Genomic DNA, 21591 nt, shown 5'->3' with positions numbered 1-21591 from the left:
CAGTCGAACAATAGCCTGATATGTCTTAACGCTCTGTGAATTATTGGCAAAGTAAAATACGTAATGTTTGCTCATACAAAAAAGCCACTGTCGTTAAAAAGACAATGGCTTTAGTATTTAACCTAAACTCTGGATAATAAATCTATCTCAGGCTGCTAATTAGTCTTGCTTGGGAAGTAAACCAAAATGATGATACGCATTATCCGACACAATTCGTCCGCGAGGCGTGCGCTGAATAAACCCTTGTTGAATTAAAAACGGTTCAATCACATCTTCTATGGTTTCTTTTTCTTCGCCTATGGCAGCGGCTAGGTTGTCAAGGCCAACCGGGCCACCCATAAATTTTTCGATGATGGCGAGTAAATATTTACGGTCCATGTAATCAAAGCCGCTTTTATCAACATCAATCATATCGAGGGCTTGTTGAGCAACCTCGGCATTAACCGTACCATCTGATTTAACTTGGGTGTAATCGCGCACGCGGCGCAATAAACGGTTTGCTATACGCGGTGTGCCACGAGAGCGCTTGGCAATTTCAGCTGCGCCATCGTCACACATTTCTAAATCAAGGTAATGCGCTGAGCGCCCCACTATATGCGACAAATCCTCAACAGAATAAAACTCTAAACGCTGTACAATACCAAAGCGGTCACGCAGTGGTGAGGTTAATGAGCCCGCACGCGTGGTTGCGCCAATTAAGGTAAATGCAGGTAAATCAAGCTTAATAGAGCGTGCTGCAGGCCCCTCACCTATCATTATATCGAGCTGGTAATCTTCCATTGCAGGGTAAAGTATTTCTTCTACTTGTGGGCTTAAGCGGTGAATTTCATCAATAAACAGTACATCACCTTCTTCAAGATTAGTAAGCAATGCAGCTAAATCGCCAGCTTTTTCAAGCACAGGGCCAGAGGTGGTTTTAATGTTTACATTTAATTCGTTGGCTACAATATTAGCAAGCGTGGTTTTACCTAAGCCTGGCGGGCCAAATATTAATAAATGATCCAACGCTTCACTGCGGCTACGCGCAGCTTCAATAAATATTTCCATTTGTTGCTTAACATGCGGCTGACCACGATAATCGGCCAGTAACTTAGGCCTAATAGCACGATCTATGGTGTCTTCATTGGTTTTTTCAGCAGCATCTATTAAGCGATCAGCTTCGATCATAATTTACTCACAGCATTGATTTCAAAGATTCTTTAATTAGAACCTCAGTCGACATATCGGGTTTGCTTACTGATTTTACTGCTTTTTGCGCTTGTGGCAATTTATAACCGAGCGCCACTAACGCCGAAACCGCATCATCGGCCGCATTATTAGCTATAGTTGCATCGCTCGCAGGCTCTATTACGGCGCTGTCGCTAAATGGGGTAAATAAGTCGTTGCCCCAATTCTTTAATCGGTCTTTCATTTCGAGCACTAATCGCTCGGCGGTTTTTTTACCTACCCCTGGCAGTTTAACCAAGGCCGTAGCGTCTTCATTATTTACACAACTTACAAACTGCTGCGCCGACATACCCGACAAAATAGCTAAACCCAATTTAGGTCCTACGCCATTGGCTTTTAACAGCTCTCGAAATAAGGCTCGTTCGGTTTTATTATTAAAGCCAAACAATAACTGTGCGTCTTCGCGTACTACAAAGTGAGTGTACACAATGGCGTTGTCGCCCACTTTGGGTAAATCATAAAAACAGGTCATTGGCATTTGTACTTCGTAGCCAACGCCACTCACTTCTAATAATATTTCTGGGGGCTGTTTTTCAACTAACACGCCGTTTAAGCGACCTATCATTGTTATTTCCTTAGACGTCCTCTAACGGTTTTGCTTGCGCTACCCGCTAGTTTTATTAAATTTTGTTCAGAGTGAGCATGGCAAATTGCAATCGCGAGTGCATCTGCTGCATCGGCTTGCGGCGTACCTGGCAGTTTAAGTATATTTTTAACCATATGTTGTACTTGCGATTTATCTGCTCCACCGTTACCCACCACGGCTTGCTTTATTTGCCGTGCAGAGTATTCAAACACCGGTAAGTCGGCCATAGAGGCCCCCACAATGGCAGCACCACGGGCTTGCCCAAGCTTTAAAGCAGAATCGGGGTTATGTGCCATAAATACTTTTTCTATGGCAAAGGTTTCAGGCGAAAACTGCTCTATAAGCTGCGTAATACCTTGGTATATCATTTTAAGTCGGGTGGGAAAGTCATGATCGGCTAATTTAATACAGCCACTGCCCAAGTATGTAAACTTAGCACCTTGGTGCGCAACCACACCGTAACCCGTTAAACGCGAGCCCGGATCGATCCCTAAAATAATGGCCAAACAGCACTCTCATTATTGTTATTTATTAATAATGCTAATAATGCCAGAGCACTGTATAAATTACCAGTACCAAGCCAAAACAAAAATGCCTACTTAAAAAGTAGGCATTTAAACGCTATTTGGCCAAAAAGTTTACGCCAATGCGCGCACTAAGCCTTGGGTGTTTTGTTTGAGCGTACGAGCAATCATAAAATAGCCTAACCCTGCTACAAACACGCCACCAGCAACGGGGCCAATAATCCAAATATTTGGATGCAGCTTACCAGCCAAATCAAACATTTGCTGCTGCACTATTAACAGTGCAATATCACTGAAAAATGCAGCGACCAGTCCGGCTAAACCGCCAAGCAATAAAAACTCATACAAAGTAGCGTTTTTTATTAATCTACCTTTAGCGCCTAGCGTACGTAATATCACAATTTCTTGCATCCGCTCACCTAAGCTTGCTTGCACCTGCGATATTAGTACCAGTGCACCACATAGCACCACAATAGCGAGTACAAAACCAATAGCTAACGACACTTGTTCAATAGTCGATTGTATTTGCTTAACAAAGTTATCTACATCAATTGCTGTAATAGTGGGGTATGTACGTAATAACTGGCTAAAGTCGCGCTTTTGCTCAGGTTCGATGCGTACCGATGAAATATAGGTTGCCGGAAAGTCGCTAAGTACATCTGGGCTTAAAATAATAAAAAAGTTAGGCTTGAGTGTGGCCCAATTTACTTTTCGCACACTGGTTATTTTAGCGTCGAACGACTGCGCACCGATTAAAAAAGTAAGAGTATCGCCTAATTTAACATCGAGGCGCTGCATCATCGACTCTTCCAGTGAGGCCTCGGCAACGGCGTCATCGCCAAACCACTGGCCATCGATAATGTCATTTTGCGAAGGGACTTCTTCAAGCCAGGTTAAATTGAGCTCGCGCCCAATGCCTGAGCGGGCTTCTTCGTCTTTTTTCTCGTTATCTTGCAGTGACACTTCACGCGCAACCGCTTCACCGTTGACGGCATTTACGCGACCACGAATAGTTGGGTAAAACTCCGACACTTGAATACCCTTTTGCGCCAAGTATTCGTTTACCGGGTCCAACTCATTTTGCGTAATATTAACTAAAAAGGCATTAGGTGCATCGCTTGGTAATTGTGACTGCCAATCAGAAATAATATCGTTTTTAAGCACAATTAAAAATAACAGTAATTTAATCGCTAACGAAAAGCTAATTAACTGCACTGCATTAACATTGGCGCGCTTTTGAATAGACGCAATAGCCAAAGACCAGCTGTTACCCGGCTTTAAGCCAAGCTTGCGGCCACCGCCAAATATTAACTTAGAGATTAAAAATAACACCAAAATAAGCACAAGCGTTGAGACAAACAAAATAAGCGTAATTTTAATGTTATTGCTAAATAACCACATTAATAAAAACACGGTGAGTGCGCTCAGCCCTAAATGAATTTTACTTACCGCTAGTCGATCGCCTAAATTACGTCGAAGTACTCTAAGCGGTGGAATATCAAATAAATCTAAAAGTGGCTTAATAGAGAACATAACTGCACAAATTACTCCGGTGCTAATCGCCACCAGCCAAGGTTTAAAACCAGCCATGGGCAGTTCGGTGCCCATACTTTTAGCTAAATAACCGGTAGCCACCTCTTGCAAGCCATAGCCAATAGCTAGGCCAACAACCACCGCCATGGTACACACTAATAATAAGTGCATAAGGTAGATTTTGCGGATCATCTCGCGGCTGCCACCTAAGGTTTTCATCATCGCGACAGGGTCGTATTGACGCTCACAATAGCGCTTAGCCGATACTGCAATAGCAACCGCGGCTAAAATAATCCCTAGCAAACCGGCTAATAACAAAAAGCTTTCAGCTCTATTTAAGCTATTTGAAATAGGCGATTGACGGTCTTTAACACCATACCAATTTTGGTTTTCTTTAAGTTGCGGTTTTAGCCAATCGTAAAAACTATTTATGTCGCTTTCATCACCTGCATACAACTGGCGGTAAAATACACGGCTACCGGGCTGTATTACTTCAGTTTTTGGTACGTCGTCAATATTAATAAGTACCCTGCGGCTGCTAGAGAACACATTAAACGGCGCATCGGGTTCTTCAACAATCACCTTTTCCACATTGAATAACGCGGCACCTAGCTCAACTTGGTCGCCTACGTTTATATTTAAACTATAAAAAACCGATTCACTTAACCACACGTTACCGGGGGTTGGTGCACCCGGGGCAACTTCTGTTTCGGCGTTTAAGCCCGACTTAACCTTTAACTGGCCTTTAAGCGGGTAACTGTTTGACGCAGCTTTTACTGAGCTAAATTGCATTTCATCGTTTGCAAACAGCATAGTGTCAAAATACACCATTTGCGCTGTTTTGAGGTTTTGCTGTTTGGCTTGAGTAATATAAGCGGTATCTATAGCATGGTTGCTGGCCAATACCCTATCAGCGGCAATAAAGGCACTGCTTTTTTGGGCAATACTTTGTGCAATTCGCTCGGTCACCATAGATAAAGTAAGCACGGTTAATACCGCTAAAGCGATGGCAGCACTTATCACGGTTAGTTCACCACGGCGAAACTCTCGAGAAAATAGTTTAAGTGCTAATTTAGCCCACATTTGCCATTTCCTCAGTTGAATTGTGAACCAGCTCACCGGCTTCAATCTGAATAATACGTTCACACTTTTGCGCCAGTGCTTCATCATGGGTAACTAAAATAAGCGTTGTGCCATTTTGCTTATTTAAATCAAATAATAATGACTCAATCATATGGCCATTTTTGCTATCTAGGTTAGCTGATGGCTCGTCGGCAAACAGTATTTTAGGCGAACCCACAAATGCACGAGCAATCGCAACTCGTTGTTGCTCACCACCAGATAACTGCGACGGGTAATGATCAATACGATGGCTCAAGCCAACTTTTTCAAGTAACGCGAGCGCCTGCTCTTTAGCGTCGTGTTCGCCTGCAAGCTCAGCAGGCAGCATCACATTCTCAAGTGCGGTTAAACTTTGCACCAACATAAAAGACTGAAATACAAAACCGACTTTAGCGGCTCTCAGTGCTGCACGCGCTTCTTCATCTAACTTGTGCAAAGGCTCACCATCTAACATTACCTCGCCACTGCTGGCGGTATCAAGCCCTGCTAGCAAGCTCAATAATGTAGATTTACCAGAGCCCGACGTGCCCACTACGGCAACAGACTCGCCATGCTTGACATTAAAGCTGATGTCGCTGAGGATGGACAACTCACCTTCAAAGGTGGAAACCACTTTAGACAAACCATTTACTTGAATTATATTTAATTGAGAAAGCGCTGACATATGACTCATTCAATCCTACGTTGTGTATTCATTTTATTTTTAGTTATTAACCCACTACACGCGGCAGCTAACAACACGATTTTAATACTTGGTGACAGTTTAAGCGCAGCCTATGGCTTAAAACAAGAACAAGGCTGGGTGCAATTGTTACAAGATAAATACGATGCCGAGCAACGCCCTATCAACTTAGTAAATGCCAGTATTAGCGGCGAAACCACCGGCGGTGCATTGCGCCGATTAGACGCGCTACTTGAGCAATATCAACCCACTCACGTACTTATTGAGCTCGGTGCTAATGACGGCCTGCGCGGTTTTCCAATCACTAAAATGCAAACTAACTTAACCGCTTTAATTGAAAAAAGCCAAGCTGCAGATGCACAAACCGCACTTATGGAAATATATATTCCACCTAACTATGGCCCACGTTACAGTAAAATGTTCACCGATAGCTTTACCAGTGTTAGTGAAGCCACTAACTCGCATTTAATGCCGTTTTTTATACTTAAAGTAGCAGGAAAAAACGAGCTAATGCAAAACGATAACTTACACCCTAACAAAACTGCACAACCAATACTACGAGATGAAATGTATAACACGATCAACCAGTGGTTAAATAAAGACTAAGGCCGTGTAAAACACTCCGCGCAAGTCCTTAAAACTAAGCGCTTGCGCAATAAACATCCAAACAAACAAAAGCTTATTGATTTTTTTATAAATACACGTACTATTGCTATCGAAGTCGGTATGTGGCGCAGCTTGGTAGCGCACTGTCATGGGGTGGCAGGGGTCGAGAGTTCGAATCTCTCCATACCGACCATTTAAATCCTTTCATAATTCTATATTATTCAATAAAAACTGCTTTCCTTTCGTACTACCTAATTTAATAATAAAAAATATCGCACATTTATCGCACCGACTAATTTATTGACTGTTTTTCTGCTTTTTGATTTCCATGGTATTGAGATTATGTGACGCCACAGTTAAATACTTTTCAAATAATAAAGAAGCACTTAACTGCTTTAATTATTGATGTATTGGTTTGAGGTCATTGATATGCAGCTATGAGTAGATGCTAAATAGCCGTAATGTCTGAAGTCAAGATTTACCCCTATGTTTTTCTTCAACTCAAGCTCAACGGTGTAACAAAATAACGTATGTTATACATACAGCTCACCGAATGTTCCATAGATACCGGCGGGAGTTAGAAAGCGTTTGAGAAGAAGTTTCATTTTGGAGCTTTCTTACACGCATAGACCCCCCCGCAGGGTGCGGGTTACAAACTATTTAAATAAACTACTCTTTCAATATTTTGTCAATATTTCTTAAGCTTTGTATTGCTAGTATCAATTCATTCTTTGTTGGTGTAGTTATATTGCTTAGTGAATTAAGCTTAAATACGTTATTAAGCTTACATGTTTCAGATTTAATTAAATCCATCTTTCCATTAAGTGATTCATTATCGAATACAAGCTTTCGGTATGCATTTCTATTTTTCTCAAGCTCTTTTGTTAATTCTATAGTTTTATTATGAGCATTGAGATAAAGTTTATCAGCTTCAAGCAGTTTTTCTTTTATTTCATTTTGTCCTGCTTTATAAAAACTAGTCTGTAATTTTTCAGAGGCTATATCATTCAGCAATTTTGAAATTTCTTCACGCTCTTTAATCAAGCTTTCTTTTACCCTCTTTTCTCTTATTAACAACTCATCATATTTATTTGTTAAGTCATGAGCCCTTGATTTTGAAATAGATAACTCATCAAGCACCTTCAAATGTTCATCATTAGAGACTACTTCTTTCCAGCCGCGCTTATGTAGATATTCATTAAAACAATTACCAGCATAACGCTTTAACAACTCAACTAAGTTATTAACCCAAGGTACAACTGTAATGATTAAAAACGTCAAACCAAGCGGCTCTAAATAAAACCAGTCAAAAGGAAGTTGTATAAGTTTCATACTTGGTTTTAAAGGCTCATATAAGAACCAATAAATAAGTTTCCAATTATACGTACAGGATACCCAAAAAAAAGTAAAGATGAACGGGCTAGCTAGTCGCTCTCGGAAAAGATCTAAAGTACTACTATCTGCTTGAGGGGTCATGCAACATCCTTATAAAACAAAAATCCGCCAAGTCATAAACTAAGCGGATTTCTTCAACATGGAAAATAGTATATCAGGATTGGGAGAGGTGCAAGTTAATCATCCCACCTTGGTTTTGATATATGGCAATCGTTAATCCAATTAAACAGTTGAGTTAAACGATTTTGAGCCTCTTCGTATTCTATCTGGCCTAAGTCAATAGATTTCCAAATATCGGATAAAACATCAGGAGCTTGCTCTGGTATACCTATAAAAAATTGACTGCGTAGCATATCAAATAACACATCACCTTCAGGGCTTGCATCTTTATTATCCCATATAGAACCAGTTCCACCAATGCCCCAGCCACCAAAAAATTCTTCTAATTCCACAGTTTGCAAACTATCAGTGCTTTCTTTTAAAACGTTTACTTTAAACAACATAAGGCTTCCTTAAATAGTATCCTTTACACTTCCTCGATGCATACGAACAGCAAAAGGGTCACCCATTAGAAAGTTCCGGTCAAGTAGGCAGCTGTGTTTTCTTGATCTTTTTATTCAAAAACCAAGTGTTCTTATCATTTAAACTCACTTTAAATATGACTACGCACCCAGTAATGACGTCGACTGGTGTGAATATGCACCAGTCACCCATATGAAAAAGCGAAGAGGGTCAAATCTTGACTTCAGACATCACAATCCATAACTGATCAGTCATCGCTCTTAACTATCTTCCAAACTAAAATAAAATAACACTTTTAAAAACCACTACAGTAGTTTATTGCGCCAATAAGTGTTTCAGGTTGTGATTAAACATCGCGACAAAGCTATTACCATCGTTATAAACACTTCACAAGGCCACAGTTTATTTTGGTTGCCAGTGGTACACATAAATAGGTTTTTGGTAGAACCCTTTAAGCTTGATCACTTTAGTTGGTTTATATGAAAGCAAAGCTAAAGTGTTACTCACAATGGTGATGTTTTTAAGCACGTTTTGTTTTAACTTTTCTTCAAGCGCTACCATAGCGCTTGGAAACAAGTAACACACTAGCGTAGACACAGTACTCAGAGCAGCATTTTTGAAGTCTTTGCAATAGAGAGTAAGATTATTTAAACACTAACTATATTTAATAAGCACTACAACCAACATTCCCCCCTCCAAACCTAAATAAATCAATGCACCTTTTTCAACCATATTGACTCGGTAAAATATAAGAAGAAACTATTAAAATGAGCATCTAAATAACATGATCTTCCTCTAAATTTGCTGTTCATTACTTGTTCGACTATTACTATATAATAGGAACTACATTTACTTGCGGGATGCTTGATGGACCTTAAAAAAGTAAATAAAAAATCTAATTCGCCAAGTGTAAATGTAAATATGGATGAAGCATTTTTAACTCAGCTAGTTAATTGTTTACCCATGGGGGCAATGATAGTTAATACTGATGCTCAGATCCTTTTTGCCAATAGTCAACTATCTGAAATACTGGGGTATGAGGATTCAGAACTCATAGGAATGAACATAGATAGTTTACTTCCAGCGCAATTTAAAGCGAACCATACCCATTTGATGAGTCAGTTTTTTGTTAACCCTCGAAAACGCTTAATGGGTGAAGGTCGTGAGTTATTTGCGAGTCAAAAAAATGGTAAGCAAATCCCAATCGAAATAGGCTTAAACCCAATACACGGACAACAAGAGTTAGTTTTAGCCACACTGGTTGATATATCGCAAAGGCTGCGCGCTAACAATATGTTTCAACGCTCTATTCAGGCTGCACCACATGGTGTGTTAATAGTAGACCAAGCGGGCATTATTCAAGCGGTTAATCAATCGTTATGTAAATCTTTTGGCTACAGTGAAATAGAATTACTCGATAAAAAAATGGAAATGCTATTACCGCAGCGCTATCAAGGGCACCATTCAGCACTTCGCCATTCATTTCATCGTGAACCCAGTGTCAGAAGTATGGGAGTAGGCAGAGATTTAACCGCCTTACACAAAGATGGAAAAGAATTCCCAGTTGAAGTGGGCCTGAGTCCTTTTATAAACACCAATGACGAAGACATGGTATTTGTGTCCTTGTTAGATATAACAGAACGAAAACGAATGGAAACCGAGCTAAAAGAAAATAACACTAGCCTGAAAGAATTTACCTATGTGGCCTCTCATGATTTACGCTCTCCATTGCGAGGCATTTCAAACTTAATTGAATGGGTAAAAGAAGATTTGGGCACTACCACGCCTGAAGTCGAATATAACTTAACGCGTATTGATGATCGTATTCACAAAATGGAGACGTTAATAGATAATTTATTGGCCTATGCAAGAGCTGGTAAAGCCAGCCTAGATACTCAAGTAATCGATATGCATAAATTAATTTATAACGTTACCGAACTGTTAGATTTACCAGTTGGAATGAAGATTCATAAAGACATTCAATTAAATACCATCGTGACTGCATGGACGCCACTTGAAACCGTGGTCCGTAATTTATTAAGTAACGCTATTAAACACCATGACAGTAAAGAAGGAACTATAGAGATTAGTTGTGTAGCAGAAAATACGCTTTGCCATATCACTGTGACTGATGATGGACCCGGTATACCACCAGAGGCTTACGAGCGTATTTTTAGTTTGTTTCAAACAACTTCCGATGATAAGTCGGTTTCAGGTATAGGGCTGTCTATTAGTCGGCGCCTTGCACAAGCCCATGGTGGGCGCATTTCAGTTAGTTCAAATGAACCGCACAAAGGGTCAACATTTCATGTTTGGTGGCCACGCTTTGCTAGGAAAGAGAATTTATGATCAAAAATCTATCTATACTGCTTGTTGAGGACGACGATGTTGCCGCGGAAGCCGTTACAAGAAGCTTAAAAAAAGTTGATCCTAAAATTAAAATAATTTGGAAACAAAACGGAAAACTTGCGCTAGATGCGTTACGAGAAAAAGCGCAACAAAAAGAAATATCGGAGCCTTACTTGGTATTACTTGATTTAAATATGCCAGTGATGAATGGGTTTGAATTTTTAGACCATATTCGTAAAGATAAAAACTTAAACAATACCGTTGTATTTATACTAACGACCTCCAATGAGGATAACGATCGTACTCGCGCGTATCATAACAACGTAGCAGGTTATATGGTTAAACATGCAATTGGCCCGCAGTTTGCCAAATTAGCGATACTTATGGATGCTTATATACATGCCATTGAGCTTGAATAAGCTATTTTGCAAGAGATATGGATATGAGAACTTCAATAGATGATTTTGAAAGCTGCGACACTATTAACCTACTCATTGTTGATGACGATGCGGTTGATAGAGAACATATACGTCGTATGATATCTCGCTCTAACATACAGGCGAAAATTTCAGAAGCATCCTCTATTGAAAGCTCGATGTCTTATCTTGAACATGGGGAGTTTGATTGCGTCATAGTTGATTATCGATTAGGTATCGGCTCCGGGCTTACCCTGCTAGATAATATTAGAAAGTCTGTAAATAATCATTGCGCTGTGATTATGATCACGGGATTGGGAGATGAACAAATAGCAGCAGAAGCTATGCGGCTAGGAGCAAGCGATTATTTACTTAAAAACCAATTAAAAAGCGCTCAGTTGATACACTCTATATCTAGCTCTATTCAACGCGCAAGCTCAGAGAAAAAACTTCATGACATGGCACATTACGATAGCCTAACAGGCCTAGCAAGCCGCCCTATTTTAATTGATCAACTTCAACAAGCTATTACATCTCAGCAAAAGCTCGCCGTTGCCTATTTAGATTTAGATAACTTTAAACCTATTAATGACAAATACGGTCACGAAATCGGAGATTTCGTGTTGAAAACCATTGCCCAAAGGCTACAAAACACATTACGCAAGGAAGATACACTAGCGCGTATTGGTGGAGATGAGTTTATCCTTTTATTAAGAGGGGCTGCGCACACAATACAAGAATATGAGATTCTGTTACAAGACGTGCTGATTGAGGTAAATGATCCGATAAAATTAGCAGAGTTTTCGTGCTCCGTTCAAATTTCAGTCAGCATCGGCGTTGCACTTCCCAGTGATGATGGCTTAACTTGTGATGACATTTTACGAAGAGCCGATCAAACTATGTACCAAGCAAAAAGATCAGGAACAAACCGGATTCTGTTTTTTGATCCAGAGGAAGAAAGCCTAAGGCATGCAAGACATGATTTGTTATTGGCTGCTGAAAAAGGCATTGCTCGTAAAGAGTTTATTCTACATTATCAACCAAAGGTAAATTTAATGGATCACCAGTTGATTGGCGTTGAAGCCTTAATACGCTGGAATCACCCTACTTTGGGTTTACTTTACCCTGGTCACTTTTCAGAGGCATTAGAGCACCCACACATTGGTATATTAATTGGTGAATGGGTACTTGCTGAAGCCTTAAAACAACATAAAATTTGGACTAGAAATCATCTTTCTATGAGTGTAAACATCTCTCCAGCTCATTTACTTAGTGAGGGCTTTGTTGAAAACCTCAGAGAGTTACTCATCAGCACTAATAATATAAAACCAAAAACCCTCGAATTAGAAATTTTAGAGAGCACCACCATTGGAAACGTTGAACAGGCAGTCGACGTTCTCAATGGCTGTCGAAATTTAGGGGTAAGTATTGCGTTAGACGACTTTGGTACAGGTTACGCCTCTTTGAGTTACTTAAAAAAATTACCTTTAGATACATTAAAAATAGATCAAAGCTTTGTTAAAAGGCTCCTATCAGACCATGAAGACAAGTCCATCGTTACCTGTATCGTGGCGCTAAGTAAAGCATTTGGGTTTAACCTAATAGCAGAGGGGATCGAGTCGCAAGAGCTCGAAAAAGTACTTATAGATATGGGTTGCTATCATGGGCAAGGCTATTATATTGCCAAACCAATGTCTGCAGATAACATGAACTTATGGATAAAAAATATGACATCAACTAAGCACTGAATCCAAATAATATCCCTCTATTTGGATTGCCAGTGGTATACATAAATAGGCGTTTGGTAAAAATCTTTAAGCTTGATAACGTTAGTTGGTTTACATGAAGGTAAAGCGAAGGTATTACTCACAATAGTGATTTTATTATTAACTTTTTCATGCTTTAACTTATCTTCAAGCGCTACCATACCACCAGGAAACAAGTAACATACCAAAGTAGACGCAGAACTAAGATCGGCATTTTTGAAGTCTTTACGATAGAGGGTAAGATTACCTAAACCCAAACTATATTTAAAAAGCACTGAAACCATCCAAGGAAACCAGGATAACTCATAGCCAATAACATGTTTATTAGGATAATTTTTAGCAACCGCTATAACGAGCGTCCCCCAACCTGAACCCAAATCAATTAATGCGCCTTTTTCATCCATGCTTATTGCATTAAGCATAGTTTGGCGCGCTTTGCTTGAGCTCATCATCGGTGAAATTCCCGTTTTTAGCGTGCTCCAAACAATAGATAAAGCGATTAGAAGAACTAAAAAGAAAAGTCCGATAGCAATAAAGTCCATACTAACTAACACCTAATAACGGTTGAATCATCATAATCTCACCTTATCGATTATTTGTTTCTATATAGTAAAACCATTACAAAGAGCACCGTTAGTATAAATTTATTTTATATTTAACAACTGTTTAAAATAAACCACAAAAAAAGCGCCATTTGGCGCTTTTTAGATTAGTAGCAAGGAATTAATGCTTACGCCCTACGCCGTTGCGCACCATGTCTTGGCCGCTTTGGAAAATCTCTTCGGTAATTTCGCGTGCTAATAAAAGTTGTTGCTTGTCATCAAACACGGCTACAAAACGGCTGCCATCGGCATTATTGGTTGCCATACCCACGCCTGCTACGCCGGTTAAACCTAGGCCGCCGTTTTCAACTTGCAGTAAAAAACTTTCAAGTTCAGCGAGTGTATCGATTGCAGTTAGTTTGTTTTCCATTATGGTTACTCTGTGTTGCTCGCCATAGCGAGTCTGTAAATAATATGCAGTTATTTTACAGATCATAATGGCAAACTTAAACCATCAAACATTAACCTTTATGCATTCCACGAATAGGGTAATTATTATCAGGGTTTTTAATCCAAGTTATACCTCGCAATAAAGTAGACAGATCTGGTCTTACAAATGGATTATTTGAGATATCAACAACTTGTACTGTACCGTGTTCATTCACTACATACACAGCAGGCTCAGCAAATAAATGGTCTGTTTCTTGAGCGTTGCGAGGTTGAGAAACATACAGCCCTAACGCATTCATTTGTTCAGGCTTTAATTCAAACGCAATGGGGTAACTCACTGATAACTTCTCTTTATGTGTTAACAACTGCGCTTCGCTGTCGGCCGATACAGCAATTAAAGAAACTCCAATGTCTTGTAATGACTGTTTAATTTCTTCTAACTGATTTAGATACTGCGTACACATAGGACAATGCTGGCCACGATACACAACCACCATTTGCCAAGCAGCGTCTTGCTGGACACGCCCTAACTCTACTTCGTTACTATTTAGTACAGGGCAATTAATCTTTGGGAAACGACTCCCCGGAAGAAGTTTATTTGTATACTGTGATGCATTAGTCATTGTGTTTCCTCTCAAAAGTGTGTACTTATATGTGCTTTAAAGCGCGCTAAGTCAGTATCTATATCGGCGTTTTTCATAACATCAAAACAAGCAATGGTAGGCATTGCTGTCATACCAAAAAACTTAAAGTTCATATGCATTGGGAACATTAAGTCGTCAACACTTTTACCATTAAAAAATTCTTCTGAATTGTTAAATGAATCCTCTGGTGCGTTAAATGTGAGTGACATCATATATTTAGTATCTTTAAGTGTGCCACCTGTGCCATAACCGCTTTTTGGGTCGTCCTGGTGACGACCATCGCCATTACACATGGCGCCACCCATACCGGCTGTATACACCTCGTCCATATATCTTTTAAACGAAAATGCCACGCCCATCCAGTTAATAGGTGATTGCAGTAAGACAACGTCAGCCCATTGATGAAGTGCTAATTGTGCCTCTACATCAATACTATCTGTCATAGTTACGGTTTTAACTTCATGGCCTTTTTCTATCAGTATCGATGATGCTACATCAACTAGGGTGGCATTTAATTTGCCCTCTGAAAAAGGATAATATTGGTGTGCATTTATAATGAGTACCTTGCTCATGTGATCTCTCCAAAATAGTACGAAAATTGGTCTTTACTTTAATGTGGTATATAATAGTTACCTGAAGAATAGATTCAATTAGTATACTTTTAGTAACCACCCTATTTTAGAGGTTAAATTTTGGAAAGCTCTATAGAAACAGATAGTAAGGGAAGAAAAAAAGTTTTAAATGTCTGCTTAGAACCTTGTGCTATTGAAAAAGGAATGCGCTTAATTGGCGGGAAGTGGACAAGTTCTATTATTTATCACTTAAAAGATGAACCTGTTCGCTTTAATGATCTAACTCGAATGTTAGGTGGAGCGAGCAAAAAAATGATAGATCAACGTTTAAAAGAGTTAGAGGCCAATAAGATGGTTTTAAGGACGGTGATCAGCACTAGACCTATTGCTGTCACCTACGAGCTCACTGAGTTTGGGCGCTCTGCACTAGGAATTCTTCACGATCTTAGGGTTTGGTCTGAGTCTAATATTTTAGACTAATTACAAAATAAAAACCCCGCAGATGCGGGGTTTTATGTATTAGCTTTGCTTCATTGTGCCTTGTTGCTCAAGGCGGGTATGCCAGCTGAATGCCTCTTCTAAAATATGAGGCGTATGACCGCCACGAACACATGCACGCTCGTAGTAGTCAAGCATGGCGTTGCGATAATCTGGGTGTACACAGTGCTTAATGACTTCAATTGCACGTTCGCGTGGTGCTAAACCACGTAAATCAGCAAGGCCTTGCTCGGTTACTAAAATATCAACATCGTGCTCGGTATGATCAACATGGCTTACCATAGGCACAACACTTGAAATAGCGCCACCTTTGGCAATTGATTTAGTTACAAACACCGATACATGCGCATTACGTGCAAAGTCGCCTGAACCACCAATACCGTTCATCATTTTAGTACCACACACATGGGTTGAGTTAACGTTGCCATATATATCAAACTCAAGTGCGGTGTTAATCGCAATAATACCTAAACGACGCACAATTTCAGGGTGGTTCGACATTTCTTGTGGACGAAGTATTAGCTTATCACGATACTTTTCAAGGTTATTAAATACTTGTGAGTTACAACGCTCTGATAAAATAATTGAACACCCTGATGCAAAATTAAGTTTACCCGCATCAATTAAATCAAAGGTAGAATCTTGTAGTACCTCTGAATACATAGTGAGGTCTTTAAAATCAGAGTCTAATAAACCCATCATTACTGCGTTGGCAATGTTACCTATACCGGCTTGTAATGGGCCTAGGTTTTCAGGCATACGCTCTTGTGCTACTTCTTCTTTAAAAAAGTTCACTAAGTGACGTGCAATAGAGGCTGTATCTGCATCTGGGTCGGTAACGGTTGAAAATGAGTCACTTTGATTGGTAAATACAATACCCACAATTTTAGCCGGATCAATTGGAATTGCAGTACTACCAATGCGGTCATCTACTTTCACTAGCGGCACTGGCGTACGTGTAGGACGATAAGATGGAATATAAATGTCGTGCAGCCCTTCAAGCTCTGGCTGGTGTAACATATTAATTTCTACAATTACCTGTTTGGCAAAAATAGCAAAGCTGGCTGAATTGCCCACTGACGTTGTAGGTACTATGTGGCCTTCTTCGGTAATAGCAACGGCTTCAATGACCGCTACATCAGGCATCGTTAACTGATGATTACGTAGCTGTTCAACGGTTTCAGATAAATGCTGGTCAATAAACATGACCTCACCGTTGTTAATCGCTTTACGTAATGTGCTGTCTACTTGAAATGGCATACGACGCGCTAACGCACCTGATTCAGTTAGTAGCTTATCTAAGTCGTTTCCTAATGACGCGCCCGTCATTAGGTTAATTTTCATTGGGTTTTCACGCACTCGCTCTGCAAGCGCACGTGGTACAGCTTTCGCTTCACCGGCACGAGTAAAACCACTCATACCCACGGTCATACCGTCTTTAATAAATAAACTGGCCTGCTCTGCAGACATTACTTTGTTGTGTAAGTCGCTACGACGAATTCGTTCTAATTGCATTTGGAACCCCTTAAACCCCATTTTTATTTGGCGCTATTCTAAGTATTTCCTTATGCTTCGTAAGCTAGACCTAAGTCTCATTTACGCATTGTTGATATAAAAACATCGCGAAGCGTTTTAATTTTGTACACTTTATTACTTAACTTATTGGTGATAATAAGGTTAAAATACTAAAAAACGCATACAATTATTTAACTCACTGAGTTTATAAATAAACAAAATAAATTAAAATCAACAGCTTAAAATTTCAATCAGGAAGGTTGAAATTTTTAATTGTATAAAAATTTAGCCGCGCTATGCGGAGCTTACAAAATAATAAACTGTTCATTCATTGGGCAGTAACCTTGTGAGGAATAGAATCCACAATTTAGGTATTAAGGAAAATACATGGATTTGTCTGACGAAGAAATTAACTTTTTATCTGGCTTATTTGAACCTAGTCAAAGTAGTGCATTAATCAATGAAACAAAGTTAACAGTACAAGCATCAATACCAGATGGTATTGCGCATTTACTTGGTCAAGCTAAATTAACCTTATTAGCAGAAGTAGCCCACTACCAACTATGGTTCCCACTTCAATTTAAAACCGATGAATTAGGCCATTTCAGTACTGTATTAGAAGCCCCCGAAGTAATTGACACTAAAGGTATTCAGCGCAGCTGGCGGTTGAGCGAATTAAATATCCAAAGCCAAGGCTTTTGCATTGAATCTATATCCAGCACAGGGATATTTTTAAAACCCACATCAATACATAGTGAGCTTGATGATTTGCAAAATATGCAATTTATTTTACCTAACGAAGCGGCGATATCATTAGATATAGAACCAGTTAGGCAGAGTAAGTGTGGCATAGCTGCTAAAATAAAACACATTCACCATGGTAAAGAGCAGCTAAGAGCGTATTTATTTGAAGTCCATAAACGTGAGTATTCAAGCTTATACCAGCTAGAGCACAAACAACAAAAATTGGAATTATCAAACTAAAAAAGCCACACAATGTGGCTTTTTTAACTTATTTTATCGAGTGACTTTTACTTTAAGCGTTTGGCTATATCAGCTACACGTTCGCCGTATAAACGGGCCGTTTCTAAATCGCCTGATGGAATAGCAGATTCATCTGCATCAGTAGGTGATTGCACTAATACGCCAACTGAACCGCCTAAGTTATTGATGTCTTGACGAGTTGATTCCAGTTTATTGGCCGGTGGTAACCCCAGACTTACCCAAATTCCACCATGTTGCGAAGCCAACGTTTGCATACTAATTAGAGTGACTTGTTTGTCGCCATTTAGGCTGCCGCTATTGGTAAACCCGCCAAATACTTTGTCTTTCCACCCCATGGTAAACCAAACTTTAGAGGTAGCATCAACAAACTTTTTAAACTGCCAAGGATATGAGCCCATATAAGTAGGTGCGCCAAATATAATGGCATCTGCATTGTTTAATGCATCCCAATCGGTGTCTTTTATGTCGCCATTCTCATCGATTGCAATAAGCTGAGCGTTTGCTCCATCAGCTACAAATTCAGCCACTTTTTTGGTATGGCCATATCCCGAAAAATAAATAACCGCTACTTTACTCATGAACCTTCCTTTTGTTGTGATTTAATAAACACGCTTTAAATATAGTATGGCCGCTAAAGTTAAAATCAACTAAGCAGCGTGTTTAATTAAATTAGCTTGCGTGGCATTAAATTAAAAGGTACTCACTGCAATTTCTAAATTACTCACCGCACAGCCATACTGCGCAGCACTAATACGGTGATATGCCGACTCAGGCGTGGTAGATAGGCTAATAATAAACTCATCTTGCTGGCCAACAGCCGTTTGTTCTTGGCTAAGGCACATGGCTTGCGTTAAAGAGCGTAATTTGGCCTGCGTTAAAATGCTGCCAAAACGCTGAACTGGTAAAGGCGGTATTTTAATTGCTGGCAATGCTTGGCTAATACTGCGCTGACTTAAGGTAAAATCGTTATTTTTAATATCAATCACACTGCCCACAGGCCAATAAGAGTAACTATAGGTTTTAGTTTTAGCCTGAGCTTGCCCTGTTGATTTAACCATCACTACACCATTTTTGCCAATTACAGTCATTAAATTGCCAGCTTCAGATTTAATCACCACTAGAGCGGTGGTTTCGTCTACACCAAAACCGAATGTCGGCTGATCTTGGTTTGCGCTTAAGTCGTCGAGCAAAGTGCCTAGTCTTAATGTACGGTTTCGCTCGCTAAAGTGTGTATCGAGTACACCGTAACTAAATGTGCCTAAACCCCCAAAGCGGTTGTAAGTTAAACTATCGCTGTTTGAGCGTTCACTTGGGGCATCAATGGCTTGTGCGCCTTCTTTCAATGCCGACAAGCTAGTGCCATTGGTGATCATCACCACATTCCCGGCGTGGGCTTGCCCACCACTTTGCACCGCGGTACCTGCACTTGTTCCAACAATAACAGGGCGAGACTGTAATGCTTTTGTCCAAGGGTAAGGCTGGTTATTTTCATCAAATAATACTTTTCGAGTTAGGCTTTGATCGCCACCATTAAACATCACACCGGTACTGTTTTTTATTAGCTCTACTAAAGCGTCGGTGCCTTTTTTACACAATTGATATTCAGCTTGTGTGCGATCAGGGTAAATATGTTCGCGTTGATATAGTCCCATTTCGGAGTGCCTAAGCGTGGTTAAATCATCACACTTGTTGGTGGTTATTGCTTTAGCAAGCGCAGGGGTTAATGCAAGCCATTGCGAATTTACATTAGGGAAGCTTAGTAATCCTTCATAAAAATCAGCAGATTCATAAGGATCTCTTCTTGAGGCGGTAATGGCCAGTATACTCGGGTTAGTATCATTAACTTTTAAACTACCCGATATAAACTGCAAAATCTCTGTCGCCGCCGATTCGCTATTAAGCGCAGTATTTACCTGCTCTTTTAGTCGCTTGTTGTCGCTTTGGATTTGCGCTACTTCAAGCATATCTATTACAAAATTGTATTCTTGATCCGATAAACTATTGAGCTGTTTGCTATCAATATCGCGCCACAACCATAACAGTTCTTTTTTCGATAATGTGGGCGATGACTTAGCCTGCATTGTTGCTAAATTTTTAATAGTATTGTTTTTAGCTTGGCTATTTTTACTAGGCCACTGTTGCTTTATTTGACTAATTTTAGTGTGAGAGAGCGCAAATACATTATGCGTTTTACCCGAAATTTGAGTATTTTTTTCACAGTTTTTAGGGCTTAAACTGGCACATGTTGTAAGAGCCCCCCCCACTAACACGAGAGTTTGACTAGGCTCTTTTGCAAAGAGATGGTTTGAAAAAAGAAATAAAATAATAATAAACACAATGCAAAAAAAAAGCTTAAAAGGTGTAGGCTTTGATTTCATTATAATTTGTCCCATTTTATACCAAGCAAACAAAAAGAATTACTGACCAACAATCAAACCTATCACTACGTTAATCAATGTGTCAAAACGTTTTAATAATTCGTCCTTACTCAAATATTATATTACTTTAAATAGCCTACTCTGGCTTGTGAGCTTTTTAAATTCAAATTAGCCTATTCAGGTGCTATTGTCGTAATATTTAGCTCAGCGGATATACTTGCGCGCTATTATAGTCAGCGTTAAGCTAACGCTTTATTTTCGTCATTATGGTCTATGTGCTCTATGGCCCGCAGAGATAATTCAACGTAAAGGTTTAATATGAATAACAGTAGTTACCCAATTGGTACGCCTGGTGAGAAGTGGAACAACAATAATAAAATCCAATGGCTTGAGGCACAAAAAATTAAGCGAAGCTATCAACAAGAAGTCGTAACATTAATTGATGAACTTAAAAGCACTCTAGAAGTACAGCAATACGGTGAGCTTAATTATGCCGCAGGTAGCTACCCTTTGTACGCGTTAAAAACCACTAATTTTGATACAAACAAAGCCACTGTTTTAATTACCGGCGGCGTACATGGCTACGAGACCAGTGGTGTTCATGGCGCTTTAAGATTCGCTAAAACATTGGCAAATAAGTACGCTGAGCACTTTAATATTGTAATTACCCCCTGTATTAGCCCATGGGGTTATGAAACGATTAATCGTTGGAACCCAGATGCGGTAGACCCTAACCGCTCTTTTTATCAGGGCAGTCCAGCACAAGAATCAGCGGCAGTAATGAACTATGTGCAATCTTTAAATACTGATTTAATCGCGCATATCGATTTACATGAAACAACAGATTCTGATAACAGTGAATTTAGACCAGCACTCGCGGCTCGTGAAGGCAAAGTAAACACCAACTGGAACATTCCTGATGGCTTTTATTTAGTGGCTGATAGCAACAAACCAGAGCCTGCTTTTCAAAAAGCAATTATTGAACATGTTGAAAAAGTAACGCATATTGCACCTAGCGATGAAAATCAGCAATTAATTGGTGTACCACAAGCGCAATTTGGGGTAATTAATTACGCGGCCCGTGATTTAGGCTTATGTATGGGATTTTCTGAAGCTGCGTATGTCACCACCACTGAAGTATATCCAGACAGTGCAACGGCTAACCCTGAAGAGTGTATATTAGCGCAAGTTGCTGCAATTTCAGGTGCCTTAGACTACATTATAAATAAGTGACCAATGCACTAGATAATAAGTAAAAG

At 39.7% G+C, this 21591-nt stretch carries 21 protein-coding genes and 1 tRNA gene; 8 read left to right on the top strand and 14 right to left on the bottom strand.

From position 1 onward, the window contains the following. Window positions 1-159: 159 nt before the first annotated feature. The 5 genes from ruvB to CWB76_RS15615 all read right to left on the bottom strand — a co-directional run bounded on the left by ruvB (window position 160) and on the right by CWB76_RS15615 (window position 5656). Window positions 160-1167 carry a Holliday junction branch migration DNA helicase RuvB gene (gene ruvB / locus CWB76_RS15635; protein WP_075169409.1) on the bottom strand — a complete coding sequence of 336 codons (1008 nt, stop codon included), beginning with the start codon at window positions 1165-1167 and terminating at the stop codon, window positions 160-162. A gap of 7 nt (window positions 1168-1174) precedes the next feature. After that, window positions 1175-1792: a Holliday junction branch migration protein RuvA gene (gene ruvA / locus CWB76_RS15630; protein WP_008114133.1), complete on the bottom strand. Its 618-nt coding sequence runs from the start codon at window positions 1790-1792 to the stop codon at window positions 1175-1177. A gap of 2 nt (window positions 1793-1794) precedes the next feature. Further along, window positions 1795-2319 carry a crossover junction endodeoxyribonuclease RuvC gene (gene ruvC / locus CWB76_RS15625; protein ID WP_008114131.1) on the bottom strand — a complete coding sequence of 175 codons (525 nt, stop codon included), beginning with the start codon at window positions 2317-2319 and terminating at the stop codon, window positions 1795-1797. 132 nt (window positions 2320-2451) lie between these two features. Continuing rightward, the gene (locus tag CWB76_RS15620) at window positions 2452-4953 is read right to left on the bottom strand and encodes an ABC transporter permease (protein WP_138608870.1); all 2502 of its coding nucleotides are present in this window, start codon (window positions 4951-4953) and stop codon (window positions 2452-2454) included. Next, a complete protein-coding gene (locus CWB76_RS15615) occupies window positions 4943-5656 on the bottom strand; it encodes an ABC transporter ATP-binding protein (RefSeq protein ID WP_010392805.1) in 714 nt (237 codons plus the stop codon). The genes CWB76_RS15620 and CWB76_RS15615 overlap by 11 nt, the downstream gene beginning before the upstream one ends. Between CWB76_RS15615 and CWB76_RS15610 the strand changes: the two genes are divergently transcribed. Together CWB76_RS15610 and CWB76_RS15605 are read left to right on the top strand one after the other, a co-directional pair. After that, window positions 5657-6280: an arylesterase gene (locus CWB76_RS15610; RefSeq protein ID WP_138608868.1), complete on the top strand. Its 624-nt coding sequence runs from the start codon at window positions 5657-5659 to the stop codon at window positions 6278-6280. A gap of 116 nt (window positions 6281-6396) precedes the next feature. After that, window positions 6397-6473: transfer RNA gene (locus tag CWB76_RS15605), tRNA-Pro, on the top strand. Between the two features lie 476 nt (window positions 6474-6949). On the opposite strand, the gene CWB76_RS15600 is transcribed toward CWB76_RS15605, so the two are convergent. Continuing rightward, window positions 6950-7756 (bottom strand): hypothetical protein, encoded by an 807-nt coding sequence (locus CWB76_RS15600; protein ID WP_075169412.1) that lies wholly within the window; start codon window positions 7754-7756, stop codon window positions 6950-6952. A 95-nt stretch (window positions 7757-7851) separates the two neighbouring features. Continuing rightward, entirely contained in the window at window positions 7852-8178 is a 327-nt protein-coding gene (locus CWB76_RS15595; protein WP_028835791.1) for a hypothetical protein, read from the bottom strand. Window positions 8179-9064: 886 nt separating this feature from the next. On the opposite strand from CWB76_RS15595, the gene CWB76_RS15585 reads away from it, so the two are divergent. Genes CWB76_RS15585 through CWB76_RS15575 form a run of 3 tightly spaced genes read left to right on the top strand, consistent with a single transcriptional unit; the run spans window position 9065 to window position 12710 of the window. Continuing rightward, window positions 9065-10546 carry a PAS domain-containing sensor histidine kinase gene (locus tag CWB76_RS15585; protein WP_138608866.1) on the top strand — a complete coding sequence of 494 codons (1482 nt, stop codon included), beginning with the start codon at window positions 9065-9067 and terminating at the stop codon, window positions 10544-10546. Beyond that, entirely contained in the window at window positions 10543-10965 is a 423-nt protein-coding gene (locus CWB76_RS15580; protein WP_138608864.1) for a response regulator, read from the top strand. The genes CWB76_RS15585 and CWB76_RS15580 overlap by 4 nt, the downstream gene beginning before the upstream one ends. A 23-nt stretch (window positions 10966-10988) precedes the next feature. Beyond that, entirely contained in the window at window positions 10989-12710 is a 1722-nt protein-coding gene (locus CWB76_RS15575) for a two-component system response regulator (RefSeq protein ID WP_249363186.1), read from the top strand. 17 nt (window positions 12711-12727) lie between these two features. Here CWB76_RS15575 and CWB76_RS15570 read toward each other — a convergent pair whose 3' ends face one another. From CWB76_RS15570 to CWB76_RS15555, 4 genes are all read right to left on the bottom strand, one after another. Then, the gene (locus tag CWB76_RS15570) at window positions 12728-13270 is read right to left on the bottom strand and encodes a class I SAM-dependent methyltransferase (RefSeq protein WP_138608862.1); all 543 of its coding nucleotides are present in this window, start codon (window positions 13268-13270) and stop codon (window positions 12728-12730) included. 181 nt (window positions 13271-13451) lie between these two features. After that, window positions 13452-13700: a hypothetical protein gene (locus tag CWB76_RS15565; protein ID WP_008114111.1), complete on the bottom strand. Its 249-nt coding sequence runs from the start codon at window positions 13698-13700 to the stop codon at window positions 13452-13454. A 91-nt stretch (window positions 13701-13791) separates the two neighbouring features. After that, on the bottom strand, window positions 13792-14343 hold the full coding sequence (locus tag CWB76_RS15560; RefSeq protein ID WP_010392826.1) for a redoxin domain-containing protein: 552 nt from the start codon (window positions 14341-14343) through the stop codon (window positions 13792-13794). Window positions 14344-14354: 11 nt separating this feature from the next. Further along, complete coding sequence (locus CWB76_RS15555) at window positions 14355-14936, bottom strand: NAD(P)H-dependent oxidoreductase (protein WP_138608861.1); 582 nt, start codon at window positions 14934-14936, stop codon at window positions 14355-14357. A 120-nt stretch (window positions 14937-15056) separates the two neighbouring features. Between CWB76_RS15555 and CWB76_RS15550 the strand changes: the two genes are divergently transcribed. Next, a complete protein-coding gene (locus tag CWB76_RS15550; RefSeq protein ID WP_138608859.1) occupies window positions 15057-15416 on the top strand; it encodes a winged helix-turn-helix transcriptional regulator in 360 nt (119 codons plus the stop codon). A 39-nt stretch (window positions 15417-15455) separates the two neighbouring features. On the opposite strand, the gene scpC is transcribed toward CWB76_RS15550, so the two are convergent. Then, entirely contained in the window at window positions 15456-16949 is a 1494-nt protein-coding gene (gene scpC / locus CWB76_RS15545; RefSeq protein ID WP_109874856.1) for a succinyl-CoA:acetate CoA-transferase ScpC, read from the bottom strand. Between the two features lie 387 nt (window positions 16950-17336). Between scpC and CWB76_RS15540 the strand changes: the two genes are divergently transcribed. Further along, complete coding sequence (locus tag CWB76_RS15540; RefSeq protein ID WP_138608857.1) at window positions 17337-17933, top strand: hypothetical protein; 597 nt, start codon at window positions 17337-17339, stop codon at window positions 17931-17933. Window positions 17934-17980: 47 nt separating this feature from the next. Here the strand turns inward: CWB76_RS15540 and CWB76_RS15535 are convergent, their stop codons facing one another. Continuing rightward, complete coding sequence (locus CWB76_RS15535; protein ID WP_138608855.1) at window positions 17981-18532, bottom strand: flavodoxin family protein; 552 nt, start codon at window positions 18530-18532, stop codon at window positions 17981-17983. 111 nt (window positions 18533-18643) lie between these two features. Further along, window positions 18644-20332 carry a cyanophycinase gene (locus CWB76_RS15530; RefSeq protein ID WP_138608853.1) on the bottom strand — a complete coding sequence of 563 codons (1689 nt, stop codon included), beginning with the start codon at window positions 20330-20332 and terminating at the stop codon, window positions 18644-18646. A gap of 318 nt (window positions 20333-20650) precedes the next feature. On the opposite strand from CWB76_RS15530, the gene CWB76_RS15525 reads away from it, so the two are divergent. Beyond that, window positions 20651-21565, top strand: a complete 915-nt coding sequence (locus CWB76_RS15525; protein WP_138608851.1) for a M14 family metallopeptidase — start codon at window positions 20651-20653, stop codon at window positions 21563-21565. Window positions 21566-21591: the final 26 nt, after the last annotated feature.

Source organism: Pseudoalteromonas sp. S1609 (assembly GCF_005887255.1).
In the GTDB taxonomy this organism is placed as follows: Bacteria; Pseudomonadota; Gammaproteobacteria; order Enterobacterales; family Alteromonadaceae; genus Pseudoalteromonas.
The sequence above is the reverse complement of the archived record's forward strand: the minus strand, read 5'-3'. Positions and strand labels throughout refer to the sequence as shown.